The organism is Rhizorhapis sp. (assembly GCF_035276005.1).
Classification (GTDB): domain Bacteria; phylum Pseudomonadota; class Alphaproteobacteria; order Sphingomonadales; family Sphingomonadaceae; genus Rhizorhapis.
Genome location: NZ_DATEMB010000060.1, coordinates 13918 through 29066, shown reverse-complemented (window position 1 = coordinate 29066; position 15149 = coordinate 13918). Strand labels below are relative to the sequence as shown.

Below are 15149 nucleotides of genomic sequence, written 5' to 3'. Positions count from 1 at the left end.
TCGTCCGCCACTCTGATATGGCAGGAGGAAGCCATCTCGAGCCCGCCGCCGATGCAGGCGCCACTAACCGCGGCCACGAAGGGAATGCTTCCGCGTGCGATCGTGTCGAATGGCCGCGCGGCCGCCGCCGATCCGATCCGCATCTCCAGATGGCGGTTATGGTCGTTCATCCAGCTCATGGCTTCCGCAAGGTCCAGCCCGGCGCAGAAATGCTCACCATGGCTGAAGATGACGCCCACCCGCGCTTCCGCTTGCGCGCGCGCCACAGCCTCATTCAGCTGATTGGACAGTTCCGCGCTCAGCGCATTGCGCTTGGCCGGGCGATCAAGGCCAATTTTCGCCACCTTGCCCTCGAGTTCATAAGTAATCACAGGTTCAGACATCGACATTCCTTCATTAGATTGTATTGGTCGGGCACAGCCCGGCCGAAGGTTCAGGATGAATGGCGCGGCAGCTTCAGGCCCCGCAGCGCAATGGTATTCCGCTGCATCTCGCTGGTCCCGCCACCCAGCACGCCCATCAGCGAGTGACGAAGCACCTGCTCGACCTCGGGAATGGGCGCAGACGCGGCCTCTTCCGACAGCAGCCCGCCCGAGCCCAGAATGTCCATGGCAGCCTCCCCCAGCCGTTCCTGAAGTTCGCCGACAAAAACCTTGCTCATTGCTGCTTCATAAATCGGGACACGGCCCGTCTGGACAAGATTTCCATTGCGCAGCGTAAACTGACGCGCCACCTCTATCTCGGCGGCCAGATTCCCTATCCGGTCGCGGATCACGGGGTCCAGCCGCGGCGAGTCCGCAGACTCCCCGGTCGAACGCAAGTAATCGATGAGCCGGTCAAAGACGTGCTGAAGATGGGCGACCGTCGTGCCTATCATCACCCGCTCAGCGGCGAGCGCGTCCGTGATCACCTTCCATCCGCCATTTTCAGGGCCAAGCAGCGCCCCGGCCGGCAATCGCACATCGTCGTAAAATGTCTCGCAGAAGGTGCGGCCATACATGAACATGCCAGGGCGGATCGTGATGCCCGGCGTGTCGAGCGGCACGAGGAAAATGCTGATGCCCGCATGTTTGGGCTGGGCTTCGGGGTCGGTACGCGCGGCCATGAATGCGTATTCGGCCTTGTCGCCGCCGGTTGTCCAAAGTTTCTGGCCCGAAATTACCCACTCGTCCCCTTCGCGTCGCGCGGTGGTGCGGAGAGCGGCCAGGTCGGAACCTGCTTCCGGTTCGCTATAGTGAAGCGCAAAGGAACGCTCGCCGCGCAGGAAAGCCGGCAAAAAATCCTTCTTCTGCTCTTCCGAGCCGTAGCGGATGATGGCCGGGCCGACGATCGTCTCGCCCGCCATGTTCGCATCGGTCGGCGCCTCTGCGAACTCGAGCTCTTCGATAAAGGCGAGCTGCTCGCCCGGACTGCGCGCCTGCCCGCCGACCTCCTTCGGCCAATCAAGACCGGTCCAGCCGGCTGCGCCCATTTTCCTCGAAAATTCGCGATTATAAGCGCGGTCCGTGAAGGGGAGGAGGCGGTTTGCACTGCGGTCGGCGTCGGTCCAATTCTCATTGAGCCACGCGCGAATCCGGCTGCGAAATGCGGCCACGCTTGCATCGGTGTCATGGGAAGGCAGGTTCGACGAGCCTTTTTCCTTCACCCGAGCCGGAGCGAGGAGATAGTCCGCCAGGGCGCCGCGCGCCCGCGCCGCGCCCCCGAAACGAACGAGATCGGCATGTACGCTGCGGAAATGGCGCGGCAACTCATGTTCCTCGGCATAACCAATCGCGCCCATGACATGGTGCGCCTCGAGGATGACCTGGCGAAGCGACGGCCCGGCATAGGCGATCGCTCCTTCAGCAAAGTAGATCCAACTGGCGTCTCTGCGATCCGAGGCGTCGGCCGCGCCCGCGAGCGACAATCGCGTGCCGTCGAGCCTGCTGAGGCAGTCCGCCAGCTTGTGCTGGATCGCCTGGAACTCCCCGATCACGCGCCCGAACTGCCTGCGCTGCTTTGCATGTTCCAGGGCGAGATCGAAGGCGCGCTGTGCAGCGCCCAGCGCTCGCGCCGTATTTACGAGCCGCACAACGCGCGCAGCATCGGCGAGACGCTCTTTTTCCACGGGCAGCCAAACCGAGGGTCGGGAGGCCAGTTCCACCTCGCTCAGCGCGGGAACCGCAAGACCGGGCGTATGTGTCACCCGCACGCCAGGATCATCCACGGCGACGACCGCCACGCCAGAGGGAGCTGTCGAAAGGAGGAGCAGGTGCGTTGCAGCCGCGACGCCCTCGACGAACGCAGCCGCGCCGCTCGCCTGTCCATCAACAATGGAAACACTGCCCGCATTGCGGTCACCATCGAAACCCGCCAGGACTATCGCGGGCACGGCCTCCCCCGCCTGTACGGCAGTCAGGAATGCGCGTGCATCTGCGTCATTGGTTCCATCGAGCAGCCAGTTGGCGAGCCACAGGCCGATCAGCGGCACCGGGCAAGACGCGCGCCCAAGCTCCTCGAATAGCATGAGGGTTTCCCGCAACCCCGGCCCTTCGCTCGAGCCCAGCTCGGCCAAGCCAAGGCCATGAAGCTCGCCCATGATCCGGCGCAACGCCTTCGCATCGTTCGCCCATTCGACAGCTTGTTCGACTGGCCAGCCACCCTCGAGCAAACGCCGCAAGGATTCGATCAGCAGTGCACGCTCTTCCTTTGAGAGCTCCATCGCCATGATGCCTCTATCCCTCCTGATAATTGTTGAGAGTTGCCATGGCCCTGCAGGCAGAATCGGTCTCGCCGCGCGCGCAACTCCTTGTCTGGAAGGGAAGCTAGGCCCGTTAAAGTTGATCTGTCAACAATTCATATGAATCATATTATTTTTTGCAAAGGCAGTGAGCAGCGGAATTGCCGCACAAGAAGGCTGGACTCCATTGCACGCGGGCGTTGCAATGGAAGAATCTGGCCGCTAACCTGAAATGATGACTGAGCTGAATATATTGTCTGACGAACCTGCCGGCCGCGGATCCAAACGCATCAAATCGGTGGAAATCGGCTACCGCGTCCTGCTGGCGGTCCAGCGGGGCCCTGGCGCAGTAAAGTTGTCCGAAGTCGCGAAACGCTGCGGCCTGTCAAGCGGTGCTGCGCACAATTATCTGACGAGCCTGGTCAATACCGGCCTGGTTGAACAGGAAGAGCGCGGACGTTACCGTCTGGGCCCCAGCGCCTTTGCCCTGAGCCTGGCGTCCTTCCGGCAACTGAACGGCTATGACGTGATGCGGGACGCCGCCCAAGCGCTTCATCGGCAGACGGGCCAAAGCACCGCCGTGACGGTGTGGAGCCAGGGCGGCCCTGTTTCGGTCTATATACAAAGATCGGAAAATGTCGGGTCTTTCGAATTTCGTTCGGGCCATTTGCCGATGCTTCAGTCCGGCGCCGGTTTGCTGTTCATGGCCTATTTGGCCGAACATTATACCAGCGAGCTGATCAAGGCCGAACTGGGCGAGAGCGGCAATTCGGACGACGCAATAAAAAAAGTCATTGCTGCGGCGCGTGAAGCGGTGTTGCCCAAGGGATATGCGCAATACAATTATGAAGGGCCTGACCATTTCGCGCTTTCGGCGCCCGTTTGGACGGAGGATGGCCGCATCCCCTTCATCCTTTCGATCGTGGTGCATCACGCGGTGGACGATGCCACTTGCGCGGCGTGGATCGAGGAACTGCGTCACAGCGCCTACCAGGCGTCGCTGCTTCTCAACCGCATCGGTTCGGACGGACCCAGGTCCGAAATTTGCCCAAATCCGTTCGACCAATATGCGTGATCATGGGGGCATCCGGCCGTGACAGCGCAAAGCAGCCGCTGATCAGGGCCGAATGCCGATGGTTCTGGCGCGATTTCTTTAGTCGGCTGTGGATGCGACGCGATTTTTCCGCCTGAGGAAGTAACCGGTTTTGCAGGAAAGCGGCTTTGGGGAATCCCAAAGCTTCCAGTACTTCACCGGCGAGGAGTTCTTCCAGCATGGGGCCTTGGCAAAGCGCCACGGCGTCATCCACCGCGAACTCAAACGCCGATCGGCGATCGAACCGGTGATCGGCCACATGAAGAACGACGGCCATCTCGGCCGAAACTTCCTCAAAGGCTATGCCGGTAACCAGGCCAACGCCGTCCTCACCGCCATCGGCCACAACTTCCGCCTCATCCTCGCCTGACTGAAGCTCTTGTTGCGCCTGATCCTCGCAACGTTCCTGCAAAACCTGACACCAGAGCCCCAGCTCAAAACCGCTTCTTAACGTCAACTCTTTAACTGTCAGATGTTCTCATCTGACTGGAAATCGCTTTACTTTATCAGGCTGGCAAGAACATGGATTTGGTCTCCAGGAACCCGGCCAATCCCTCGGGGCCGGCCTCGCGGCCCAGCCCCGATTTCTTATAACCGCCAAAGGGCGCTGTGATGTCGATGTTGAAGCAATTGACGCCAATATGGCCGGTGCGGATGCGCCGGGCAATCTGCTCGGCGCGCGCCGTATCGGCCGAAAATACCGAACCGCTCAGGCCGTATTCGCTGTCATTGGCGATCGCGATCGCCTCTTCGTCATCGGCATAGCTGATTACAGAAACGACGGGGCCGAAAATCTCTTCGCGAGCGATACGCATATTGTTGTCGACACTGTCGAAAATCGTGGGTGCGACATAGTAGCCGCGATTAAAGCCAGGCACCTTGCCTCCGCCGGTGACGACCTTCGCGCCCTCGCGGCGACCGACCTCGATATAGTCGAGCACCCGGTCCCGCTGCCGCGCCATCGAAACCGGCCCTATGAATGTCTCCGGGTCCCAGGGATCGCCCACCTTGAAATTTTCAATTTGCGCGACATAGGCATCAAGGAACGCGTCATGCCGGCTCTGCGGCACGAGCACGCGAGTCTGCGAAAAGCAGATCTGCCCGCTGAATGGCATGGTCATCAGCGCCACCGACTGCGTCCATGTATCAATATCGGCGTCGTCGCACAGGATCGAGGCGGACTTGCCGCCAAGTTCGAGGCTGACCCGCGCCACCCGATCCGCGCACACCTTCGCGATGTGGCGGCCGGCATCGGTGGAACCGGTGAAGCTGACCTTGTCCACGCGCGGATCGCTGATGAGGGTGTTACCTGCCTCCCGGCCTGCAGGGACGACATTGAACACGCCTGCCGGAACGCCCGCAGCGGCTACGCATTCCGCCAGGATCAATGCGTCCAGCGGTGTCTCGGGGCTCGGCTTCACCACCATCGTGCAGCCTGCCAGCATTGCAGGCGCAGCCTTGCCCGTGAGCAGCACAAGTGGCGTGTTCCATGGAATGATCAGAGCCGAGACACCTACTGGTTCCCGCAGAACTTTCACCTTGCCATGGGTGGCCGGCCGCTCCTCTTCGAACGGATAGCTCTCTGCCATGGCGGCATAATAGCGGAACTGCGCGGCGGCCATCTCCGTGGACAGTTCCACGAAAAATTGCGGCGCGCCCACCTGCGCGGTCCAGACCCGCTTCAGCAGGTCAGTCCGCTTGTCGAGCTCGTCGGCGATCCGGAGCATGTAGCTCGCGCGCTCCGATGGGGAAAGGCGCGGCCAGTCGCTCGCGTCAAAAGCACGGCGGGCAGCGGCAACAGCTGCGTCCATGTCAGCGTCCGCACCGGCCGGCATGCTCAGCGTCAACTCTTCGGTAACCGGCGATATCAAATCCAGGCGCTCGGAGCCCATAGGCTCCCTCCAGGCACCATCAATGAAAAAGCGAGTACGCACATTTTCGGAAAGTTCACCTTGCGGGTCAAACGGCCGTTGGGTCATTTCCAATCTCTCCTGCAGGAAGGTGCAGCGACTCCTGATCGGCCGCTGCACATCGGTTCGTTAGTTATTGCCAGCAACTCCACGACTTCGGGACGGCCGGAAATCGCGCTCATGATGGACGCCATGACAGCTTTGGGCATGTGCGGCGCGCTGTCCTTATGGGCTTCGGCCGAAGTCCACTTCTCGACAAAGACGAACGGGTCCGGTTGGTCAGCGCGAACCGGTATCTCGGCCCCTGCAAAGCCCGGCAAAGAGACTAGCGCACCCGCAAGCTGCGAGAGCGCAGCCGCCAACCCGCCAGCTTTGCCGTCAGCGGCTTTCAAATGATAGTGACGGGCAACAGCCATTCCTTTTACTCCCGGATCATAATGCGGCCATGACGTCCGCCCAGCGCTCCATCATCTCATTTTCATGCCCCGGAACGACATGGAACTGCACCTGGCTATATCCAAGTTCCTTCAGTCCCCTCAGCCGGTCGACCAGCTCCGCTTTCGTGGCGGTCATGGTAAGGGCCTTGATGACATTGCCGGTGAGATGCGTTTCATCCGGCCGCACGAACATCAGGTGCCCGCGGTGATTGGTCAGATACCGCGCATCGGCAGGCTCGTAGCTTCCATAAACCTTCGCGTAGGCGTCAAGCGCATCGGGAAACGGAAACTCTCCTGGCATGATGGAGCCATATTCCTTTTCCTCAACCAGATTGTGAAAAGCAATGGCCGCAGCAGGGCCAGCCTGCGCCAATGTCTTGGCGCTGTCAGGGGATTCGCCTTCGTCGAGCACGCGGCCACCTATCGTAGTGATTGAGTAAAGATCCGCCGGGTCGCGTCCAGCCTGGGACCAGAGCGCGCGGACTTCTTCGAGCTCCGCCTGCTCACGTTCCGGATATGTCGCCGCGCCGATCCATTGGGCGCCCTTCTCCACCGTCAGCGCGCGCGCCTTTGGTCCGAGCGCGGAAACGGCCAGGGGAATGGGGTCCTTGATGTTGATCAACCCCAGTTCAGGATTGAGGAAGCGGATCTTGTGTATTGCCCCTTCTTCCTCAAACTCGGTCATTTCCCCCGCAAGAAGCGCCTGCACAACATCAATAAACTTGGCCATGCGCGCGAGCGTGACCGGTTTCAGCCCCATCGTCCGCCGTCCAGTGAAGCCTGTTGAAACGCCAAACACGACCCGCCCGGGCGCGAGCGCGTTCAGGGTTGCAAGACCACTGGCGGCGACCGGCGCAAGCCGGTTGGACGGTATCATTACCCCGGTGCCGAGCTTGATCCTAGACGTTTTCACGGCTGCCGCCGCCATGGCAGCAAAGAGTTCGGCATTCAGAAGCGGCGTATCGTAGAACCAAATATGCGAATAGCCGAGTTGCTCGGCACGCACCGCCACCTCCCATGAATTTGCCTTGGTCGGGAGTTGAATCGCCATGTCCATATAAAAGCCCTCTCATAATCATATCTTCTGACCGCCCCCTTTGGGCGACGCCGCCAGAGCCATTGGACCGGTCTGCTTTCGCGGCGTATCGCTTGAGTTCAGTTCTCCTTTGCCGCCTCCTCATGGCCCAGCGCCCGCCGGATGTCAGCGGCGGTTGCGAGCTGAGGCAATGTTCTGGCGGCAGCCTCCACAAGTGCGACATTGCCGAGTTGACTACCGAGCGGCGCATCTTCCAGTCCGACCCGCAAATGCATGCCTGCCGCCAGAGCCGCGCCGGTAATGCCAGACAGATCGGCATCAAGACCGGCGATCATCACCGGGGCTTCCGGCGCCTCAACCGAAAGCATCGTCTGATAGGCTTCCAGCGCATAGCGCTCTGGAGGAAATCCGAACGCCAGACCATCCGAGAACATGAGGCGATAGATCGGCTGAGGCACATCCGGAAAGGCACGGTGAAGTGCCGCGCCGAGCCGGATGAAGCCGGGTTCGTAACAGGCATAGGAGGGGTGGAAACCATATTCCCTCGCCAGGGCAATTCCGTGTCTCATGCCGGGCTCGTCATTGATGTAAAGCCCGCCCGGCCTGCCGGCGGCAACCTCAGAGAAACGGCTGAGATTTACCGAGCCGGTGTCGAGCGCGGCCCATTCAAGCAGGCCCCTGCGCGCGAGAGTTTCGACGAAAGCATAGCGGTCATTGCCGTCGAAAGCGATTGTCGGATAGACGATGGCGTCGATTTCCGCACGGATTCCCTCGATCACTGCCGCATAGAGATCCGTATCGTCGCTCGGGGATCCGGTCGCTTCGTCATAGGCATGGAAATGCACGACTGCGGCGCCGGCGCGTACGCACGCGACGCCTTCTTCAACGATCTCCCTGACGCTCACCGGAATCAATGGCTGGAGGCCACGGCCCCATCCGCCATTGAGCGCGACTTCCAGCCAGGTTTTGCCATCATCAGTCGCCATCCGAACCTCCATCGTTCATTTTGTGCCGCGCAGCGGGTTAGCTGGCGCCCGCCAGCCGGTCGTCCCATTGGGTTCAGGACATGGCGTTGATCGCATGCTCGTCTTGCGAAGCGGCAAGATAGCGCAAAACGCGCTTGCGGGCCGCGAAAAGAAGCAGCACGGCCATTGATCCTCCGAAGGCGGCCACGAGACCGAGGCCAACGCCGAGCGCGGCCTTCCCCGAGCCGAACTGGCTGGAAAGCAGTCCGGCGAGCGGCGGCGCGACACCCAGGGCGATCGTCGTCAGACAGATCAGCATCAATGCCGTCAGCGTCGCGCGCATACGGGACGGTGTGAACATGTGGATGGACGATATCGCATTGCTTGCACCACCAACCGCAAAGAACAGACCGGCAAATGTGCAGACAAGAAATAAGGACGGCGACGGCTGGAGCACAGCCGTCACGCAAAAAATGGTGCTCAATGCCGCACATGCCACGCCGACCAGTATGACGCCGTCGGGCCGGCGGCGGCCGATCCAGGCGCCGATAAAAGGCACGATGATGCTGGCGGCGATGAAAGTGATGAAATTATAGCTTCCAAAAACGCGGCCCGCATCGATGATCGACATTCCATAGGCGCGCGACAGATAGGTCGGGGTCCAGGCAAGAAAGCCGTTCGTGCCGAGCACCGTGCAGCCCGCGCCAAGGAACAGGCCCGGATAAAGCCAACCTTGCGATCGCGCATATCGCACGACATCACCGAAGGTGGCGGCCCCAACGTCGTGGGCCGCGGCTGTTCTGGCAGGCTCCCTGCCCACCGCGGCGAGAATAAGGGCGAGCACAAGTCCGGGAAGGCCGATGATGATGAAAACCGCTTGCCATTCCCTGAAATCGACAAAATGGCCGGCATGCTGAACCGCGTGGGTGAAGCTGATCGCTGCTGACCCGATCATATATGCGCCCGATGCGCCGGCCATCCCGAAGGCGTTGAAAATGGCGCCGCCGATAGTCCGGCGGTTCGGGGGCAATGCATCTCCGATCAGGGAATAGGTGGCGGGCGTCAGGGCCGCCTCCCCGACCGCAAGGCCGATGCGGAGGAGAACCAGCATCAGGAACGAGGTTGCGAACCCCGAAAGGATTGTGCACGCCGACCACAGGATTACTGCGAAGAAGATCAGTTGAAGGCGATTGCCCCGGTCGGCCAGCCGCGCCAGAGGGATGGTGATCGCCCCATAGAAGATGGCAAAGGCGGATCCGAACAGGAATCCGAGCTGAACGTCGGAGACGCCAAGATCCCGCTTCAGCGGTTCCACCAGCAGGCCAAGGGCGAACCTGTCCACCATCGAGACGACGAACAGCGCCGAAAGGACGCCGATCATCGCCCACGCCCGTCCCAAGGGCATCCTGACCTGCCTCGCCGTGACGCCTATGTCGGCGTGCGGGACGGCTGAAAGGCCGATGACGGTCTCGTTGGCGGCGCGCACGCTACATCTACTCACATTCTGTGACACTGGCGCCGATTACGCCGTCGGCGCGCAAGGCGGCAATTTCACTGCTGCTGTAGCCCAGGTCGGCCAGCACGCTGTCATTATGCTCGCCCAGCAAAGCAGGCAGCGCCTGTTGCGGACCGCGCGAACGGTCGATCCGCGCCGGACGCCGCATCATCGTCACGGTACCCGCAAGAGGGTGCTGCACCTGCTGGAACAGCTCGCTATGCTTGACCTCCGGATCTTCATGCACTTCCGGAATCGACAGGACGGGCGAGTAGGGAATGCCCTCAGCACCGAGCCTTTCCTCCCAATGGGACCGCGAATGACCGGCAAAAATCGGCCTCATGACGTCGAGCAATTCGGACCAGTTCTGGACACGGATCGGGCGCTCGCTGAAACGAGGATCGTCCGCTAATTCCGGATGCCCCATAGCCCGGCACAGTCCGCCCCAAGCGCGTGTCAAGCCGGCAAGCTGAAACGAGATCATACCATCCGTGCAGCGCATGATGACGGCCTGCGACACGGACGCACGCGAATCCGGCTCCATCGAGACGCCGGCGTCGGTATAGTAGGAATGGAAATCGGGGATGAAGCCGACCGACGCATCGACCATGGTGATGTCGATCCGTGAACCAACGCCGCTCACGCTCCTCCCATAAAGCGCCGCCATGATCGCGTTCGATGCCTGCAGCGCTGTCGCCTGATCGGCAAGGGTTGGCCCACGGAGCTTCGGCTCGTCGGGATCGACAAATGTGTAGAGAATGCCGGACAGGGCCTGTCCAACAGTGTCGAAAGCCGGCCGGTCACGGTAGGGGCCATCACTGCTGAACCCGGCAACGGAGCAGTAGATCAGGCGGGGATTTGTCTTTCGGAGATCGTCATAGCCGATGCCGAGCCGGTCCATCACGCCGGGCCTGAAGTTTTCAAGCACGACATCGGCCTCCGCCGCCAGGCGCCGGAAGATGTCCCGGGCGGCAGGATTCTGCAGATCGAGCGTGACGCTTTTCTTGTTCTTGTTGTAGGCGCGATAGTGGACGCCGTAATCCTGGATGTCCTTGCCGCCGATATAGGTCCTGAACGGATCGCCGCTGCCGGGCCGTTCGATCTTGATCACGTCCGCGCCGAAATCCGCAAGTTGCTGCCCCGCAAAAGGTCCGGCGATATATTGCGTCAATTCCAGCACCTTGACACCCTGCAGCGGACTGTCAGCGCGGTGTTTTGAGTGGCTATCTCCGGCCATTTAAATCTCCGTTCGAATGTTTTTAATTCATCGGCCGCCATATTCCCGCGACCGCTGCGCTTCAGGTTCAGCGTCAGTGCAAAGCTTCCACGCGCATCATTTGCTGTGCAGGCTGATCGGCAAGCTGTCGAAACCGTATAGTCCCCTGTTGGTGCCGATAACCGGAGAACCGACTTCGATGCGGGCTACGCGCTCGATCATCGCCTCCAACAGAACCTCCATCTCCAGTTTGGCGAGATGCATGCCGCCGCACATGTGCGGACCGGTGCCCCATCCGAGCTGATCGACAGGGTTGCGGGTGACATCGAACCGGTCGGGATCGGGATAATGGCGCTCGTCCCGGTTTGCCGACCCGTACAGCAGCATCACGCGCCCACCTTGGGGTATCACATATTCGCCGACTTCATATTCCTGAGCCGCAACCCGCGAGAACCACCGGACGGTCGCGCTGTAGCGTACACCTTCCAGCACCGCGCTGGAGATCAGAGCCGGGTTATCGCGCAGCAGCGCCCATTGGTCCGGATTGCACCCCAGATTATAGAGAAGATTGCCCTTGGCGTAGATCGTCGTATCGAGGCTGGGCAATACAAGAGCGCTCATCCCCGCCCGTGCTTCCTCAGGGCTGAGGACACCGGCCTTGGCAGCCTGGAACAGCATGTCGGTCCATGATCCCGGACGCAGATGGGCCGGATTGATTTCACGAAAATAGGCGTTGAACTCCCGGAAAATCTCGAAATCCCCGGCCAGTTGAGGATCCATCGTGCCATCGGCGTTGAGTGGACCGGCGCTGTTGAAGCTCGCCGACGCCCATCGGAGCATGTTCGCGCGCCCTTCTTCAGGCAGGCCGACCAGGCGCGAAATCGCTTCCAGCGGAAGATGGCGGGCAATGGTCGTCACTGCATCGATTTCGCCTTGGTCGACAATGCTGTCGAGGCGGCTGCTGATCAGCGCCTTGAGCATCTCGCGATGTTCCTTGAGCGCGGCAGGCGTCAGCGGCTTGGTGATGACCCTGCGCAACTTCTTGTGGCGTTCGCCGCCCGACTGGATGACCGGCGGCTGCTCCAGCGGTGTGTTGACGATGTCGTTGAAGCCGATGCCCCGCGTCGAAACGAGGACCTCGGGCAGCCGCAACGCCTGCTGAACATCGGTAAAGCGGCCAATGGCATAGACGTCGGGATGCTTGAGACGCACGACGGGTCCAAGATCCCTGATCCGCCGATAATGGGGAAAGGGATCCCGAAGCGCCTCGGGGGAAACCAGGTCCCCTTCATAGACCGGACAGTCCTCGACCGTATTATGCTTTGTCGCCATGGGATACGCTAACCTCTTCCTCTTGCACAGGCACATATGTGAAAGCCCGCGCTCGCTCCATAGGTCCGTGGCGGGGCGTGAAGGCCGACCAGACCGGCAGGGGGCAACGGAGTAATGGTATAGTCATACTCCTTGTCCAACAAGTTCTTCACCCAGAGGGACAGGAAGAAATTGTTGCCGGGGTCGACTGGCCGAAAGGACGGTAAACGCGGGCATCTGCAGAGAAGCTTTGCGGCGAAATCGGCACGTCCTGTGCGGATTCGGCGCGCCGCTGCGCCGTGACGACGATGTCGCCGATCTGCGCGGACGAAGCGTTTCCCGCAGGCGCCGCCGCATCTTGCGCGAAAGCTATTGCAGGCGAGCCAGCGGTTGAAATCATAGTCAAAAGACGCAGCCCAACCACCTTCATCGGTTCCTCCCTTTTGTATGGTGGTTGATTAACTTGAATTGCTTGACATTGTCAAGGCACACTATAACCTCATGCGTGAAAGATGTTGAAGCTATCGGCGCGATGGGTTCCGTAGGCCAGGGCGTCAGTCCAATATGGCAGCGAACGGCCCGCAACCGGCCTGTATGAAAATTGGGAGAGTTTTTATGATGACGCGCGAAGATAATGATTTTCTCTGCCGCGTGGAGCCCGGCACGCCGATGAACGCTGCGTTCAAGCGTTATTGGCTTGTCGCCGGCCTGTCCCGCGATTTTCCCCAGGCCAATAGCGACCCCAGGCGGTCGACGATGCTTGGAGAGGACTATGTCCTGTTCCGCGACAGCAACGACAAGATCGGCTGCCTTCGCGAGCTATGCTGTCATCGCGGCGCTTCTTTGTGCCTTGGCCGAATCGAGGAGGGCGGTCTGCGCTGCATCTTCCACGGGTGGAAGTTCGATGTCGACGGCACGATCATCGACATGCCGAACGCCACCGACGACCGGTTCAAGCAGCGCTACCGCCAGCCGGCCTTTCCTGTGGTGGAAAGAGGCGGGCTGATCTTCGTTTATCTGGGGCCGCGCGAAGAACAGCCGCCTTTTCCGAATTGGCGGTGGCTCGATTTCGCTCCGGAGCAATATTTCATCGCGCCGGTCATATATAATACCAACTATATTCAGGCGATCGACGGGGGCGCCGATTCCTCTCATCTGACAACGCTTCATCAGGATGCGCTGACGCGTCAGCATCCCGTCACCGACAATAACGCCTTCCGGCGCATCATGGCGGATGCGGCGCCACGCTTTGACACCTATGCGACAGAATTTGGTCAGTTTTCGGCGGCCTTTCGCACGATTACGAGGCCCGACGGCAGCACCTATGAAACCTGCAAAACCTCCGTCTTCGCTGCCCCGTCCACTGTGATCACCAACGGTGCCTATCCCGACCAGGGAACCTTCGCCTTTTTCACCCCAATCGATTCCTACCGGACCATCGGCTATCTCGGAAACTATGACAGCGCCTGGACGACCCCTGAAGAGCCGCTGGCAGCGATGCGGTTCATGAGCCTCGATCCCGAGACATTGGACCGCCTGGGCTTTTCGCCGGAGACTTGCGACAGTCCCGGCAGGGCCAGCCGCGATAATAATTGGTACCAGGATCGCGAAGGGATGCGGAACGGCCGCTTCACGGGCATGCCCCCCTTCATTCCGGAAGACATCATCGTCGCGGAATCGATGGGAGCGATTTACGACCGCACACAGGAAAATCTGATCCCTGCGGATCAGGTCGTCGTCCGCATCCGTCGAATCCTGATGGATATGGCGCGCGATGTCCAGGAAGGCCGCAAGCCGATCGGTTTGCGCAGCCCGGTCGATTATTCGAATGTCTACGTCGGCGAAGGGGCAGTGGAAAAGGGACAAAGCTGGCAGAAGATCACGCTGCCGGAGGAATTCGTGCAGCGGGAGCGGCTCGAGGCCTGAACGCATCTGAGACGAGCCACCGGGATTTTCCTGTGGCTCGCCATGCACGCAGCCATATCCGGCGGAGAGAAATATGAAGGATTTCCAGAACAGAGTAGCTGTCGTTACCGGTGCCGCGTCCGGGATCGGGTTCGGGATCGCCCAATCGCTCGCCAAGCGCGGTGTCGCGGTCGCCATGATCGATATCGAACAGGGCGCGCTCGACATTGCGGCGGCCGATCTGTCATCGACCGGCGCAGCCTTGCTGCCGCTCGCCGTCGACGTGTCGAACCGGGAGGCGATGTACGCCGCCGCAGAAACAGTGCGGGAAAGGTTCGGAAGGCTGGACATCCTCGTGAACAATGCAGGCGTTGCCTATAATGCCAAGCCGGTCCACGAAATTCCGGACGAGGCGATCGACTGGTCCATCAACGTCAATCTCTATGGCGTGCTGAACGGCATCAAGGCTTTCGTTCCGCTGATCCTTGCCACCGGGCAGGGCGGTCATATCGTGAATACGAGTTCAATCGGCGGTTTCCAGGTGCGCAAGAATGAGCATTGGCATCAAGGGCTCTACGCCGCCACAAAATACGCCGTGACGGCTCTTTCCGAGGGGCTGCGCATCGATCTGGAACCGCAGGGCATAGGCGTATCGATTCTCGCCCCGGCAGAGGTGGCGACCAACATCGGCACCTCCGATCGCAACCGGCAAAGCCGCTTCGGCGGCGCGACCAGCGGCAGTCAGGCGACGGTTGTCGACAAGATATTGAAGGAAACCGGCATCTCGCCGCAGACGGTAGGCGAACGGGTGATCAAGGCGATCGTCGACAATGAAGCCTATGTCTTCACGCATCTGCGCGTTCAGCCCTGGCTTGAGGAGCGCCATCGCCGGATCGAGGCGGCCTTTGACGCCACGCGGGATTTCCTTGCGTCACAATAGCCCAGAGCAGGTTTGATCCGGCTTGAAATGCGCCATCTCCGTTCGTGTCGAGCGCAATCGAGACATTTCGAGCGTACTATGCTCGGGAAAAATGGAAATGGCCGAAACAAGCGAGAAATGCG

Annotated in this window: 13 protein-coding genes and 1 pseudogene; 4 read left to right on the top strand and 10 right to left on the bottom strand. The window is 60.7% G+C overall.

From position 1 onward, the window contains the following. A partial coding sequence (locus VJS46_RS13665; protein WP_324060618.1) for an enoyl-CoA hydratase-related protein occupies positions 1-383 on the bottom strand: 383 nt, incomplete at its 3' end. A 50-nt stretch (positions 384-433) separates the two neighbouring features. Then, positions 434-2707: an acyl-CoA dehydrogenase gene (locus tag VJS46_RS13660; protein ID WP_324060617.1), complete on the bottom strand. Its 2274-nt coding sequence runs from the start codon at positions 2705-2707 to the stop codon at positions 434-436. 244 nt (positions 2708-2951) lie between these two features. On the opposite strand from VJS46_RS13660, the gene VJS46_RS13655 reads away from it, so the two are divergent. Beyond that, positions 2952-3794 carry an IclR family transcriptional regulator gene (locus VJS46_RS13655; protein ID WP_324060616.1) on the top strand — a complete coding sequence of 281 codons (843 nt, stop codon included), beginning with the start codon at positions 2952-2954 and terminating at the stop codon, positions 3792-3794. 226 nt (positions 3795-4020) lie between these two features. Beyond that, a pseudogene (locus tag VJS46_RS13650) lies at positions 4021-4179 on the top strand (transposase); the annotation flags it as partial. Positions 4180-4318: 139 nt separating this feature from the next. Here the strand turns inward: VJS46_RS13650 and VJS46_RS13645 are convergent. The 8 genes from VJS46_RS13645 to VJS46_RS13610 form a co-directional block, all read right to left on the bottom strand. Beyond that, complete coding sequence (locus VJS46_RS13645) at positions 4319-5704, bottom strand: aldehyde dehydrogenase (RefSeq protein ID WP_324060615.1); 1386 nt, start codon at positions 5702-5704, stop codon at positions 4319-4321. A gap of 83 nt (positions 5705-5787) precedes the next feature. Next, positions 5788-6138, bottom strand: a complete 351-nt coding sequence (locus VJS46_RS13640; protein ID WP_324060614.1) for a putative quinol monooxygenase — start codon at positions 6136-6138, stop codon at positions 5788-5790. 16 nt (positions 6139-6154) lie between these two features. Further along, positions 6155-7210, bottom strand: coding sequence for an LLM class flavin-dependent oxidoreductase (locus VJS46_RS13635; protein ID WP_324060613.1), 1056 nt, complete (start codon positions 7208-7210; stop codon positions 6155-6157). 104 nt (positions 7211-7314) lie between these two features. Continuing rightward, positions 7315-8181, bottom strand: coding sequence for a 3-keto-5-aminohexanoate cleavage protein (locus tag VJS46_RS13630; protein WP_324060612.1), 867 nt, complete (start codon positions 8179-8181; stop codon positions 7315-7317). Between the two features lie 73 nt (positions 8182-8254). Further along, positions 8255-9661 (bottom strand): MFS transporter, encoded by a 1407-nt coding sequence (locus tag VJS46_RS13625; RefSeq protein WP_324060611.1) that lies wholly within the window; start codon positions 9659-9661, stop codon positions 8255-8257. After that, the gene (locus tag VJS46_RS13620; protein ID WP_324060610.1) at positions 9654-10892 is read right to left on the bottom strand and encodes a CaiB/BaiF CoA-transferase family protein; all 1239 of its coding nucleotides are present in this window, start codon (positions 10890-10892) and stop codon (positions 9654-9656) included. The genes VJS46_RS13625 and VJS46_RS13620 overlap by 8 nt, the downstream gene beginning before the upstream one ends. A gap of 96 nt (positions 10893-10988) precedes the next feature. Then, positions 10989-12203, bottom strand: a complete 1215-nt coding sequence (locus tag VJS46_RS13615; protein ID WP_324060609.1) for a cytochrome P450 — start codon at positions 12201-12203, stop codon at positions 10989-10991. A 148-nt stretch (positions 12204-12351) separates the two neighbouring features. Next, positions 12352-12612, bottom strand: a complete 261-nt coding sequence (locus VJS46_RS13610) for a hypothetical protein (RefSeq protein WP_324060608.1) — start codon at positions 12610-12612, stop codon at positions 12352-12354. A gap of 185 nt (positions 12613-12797) precedes the next feature. Here VJS46_RS13610 and VJS46_RS13605 point away from each other — a divergent pair, with 185 nt between their 5' ends. Both VJS46_RS13605 and VJS46_RS13600 read left to right on the top strand, forming a co-directional pair. Continuing rightward, positions 12798-14108, top strand: coding sequence for a Rieske 2Fe-2S domain-containing protein (locus VJS46_RS13605; protein ID WP_324060607.1), 1311 nt, complete (start codon positions 12798-12800; stop codon positions 14106-14108). A gap of 73 nt (positions 14109-14181) precedes the next feature. Continuing rightward, on the top strand, positions 14182-15027 hold the full coding sequence (locus VJS46_RS13600; protein WP_324060606.1) for an SDR family oxidoreductase: 846 nt from the start codon (positions 14182-14184) through the stop codon (positions 15025-15027). Positions 15028-15149 lie beyond the last annotated feature (122 nt).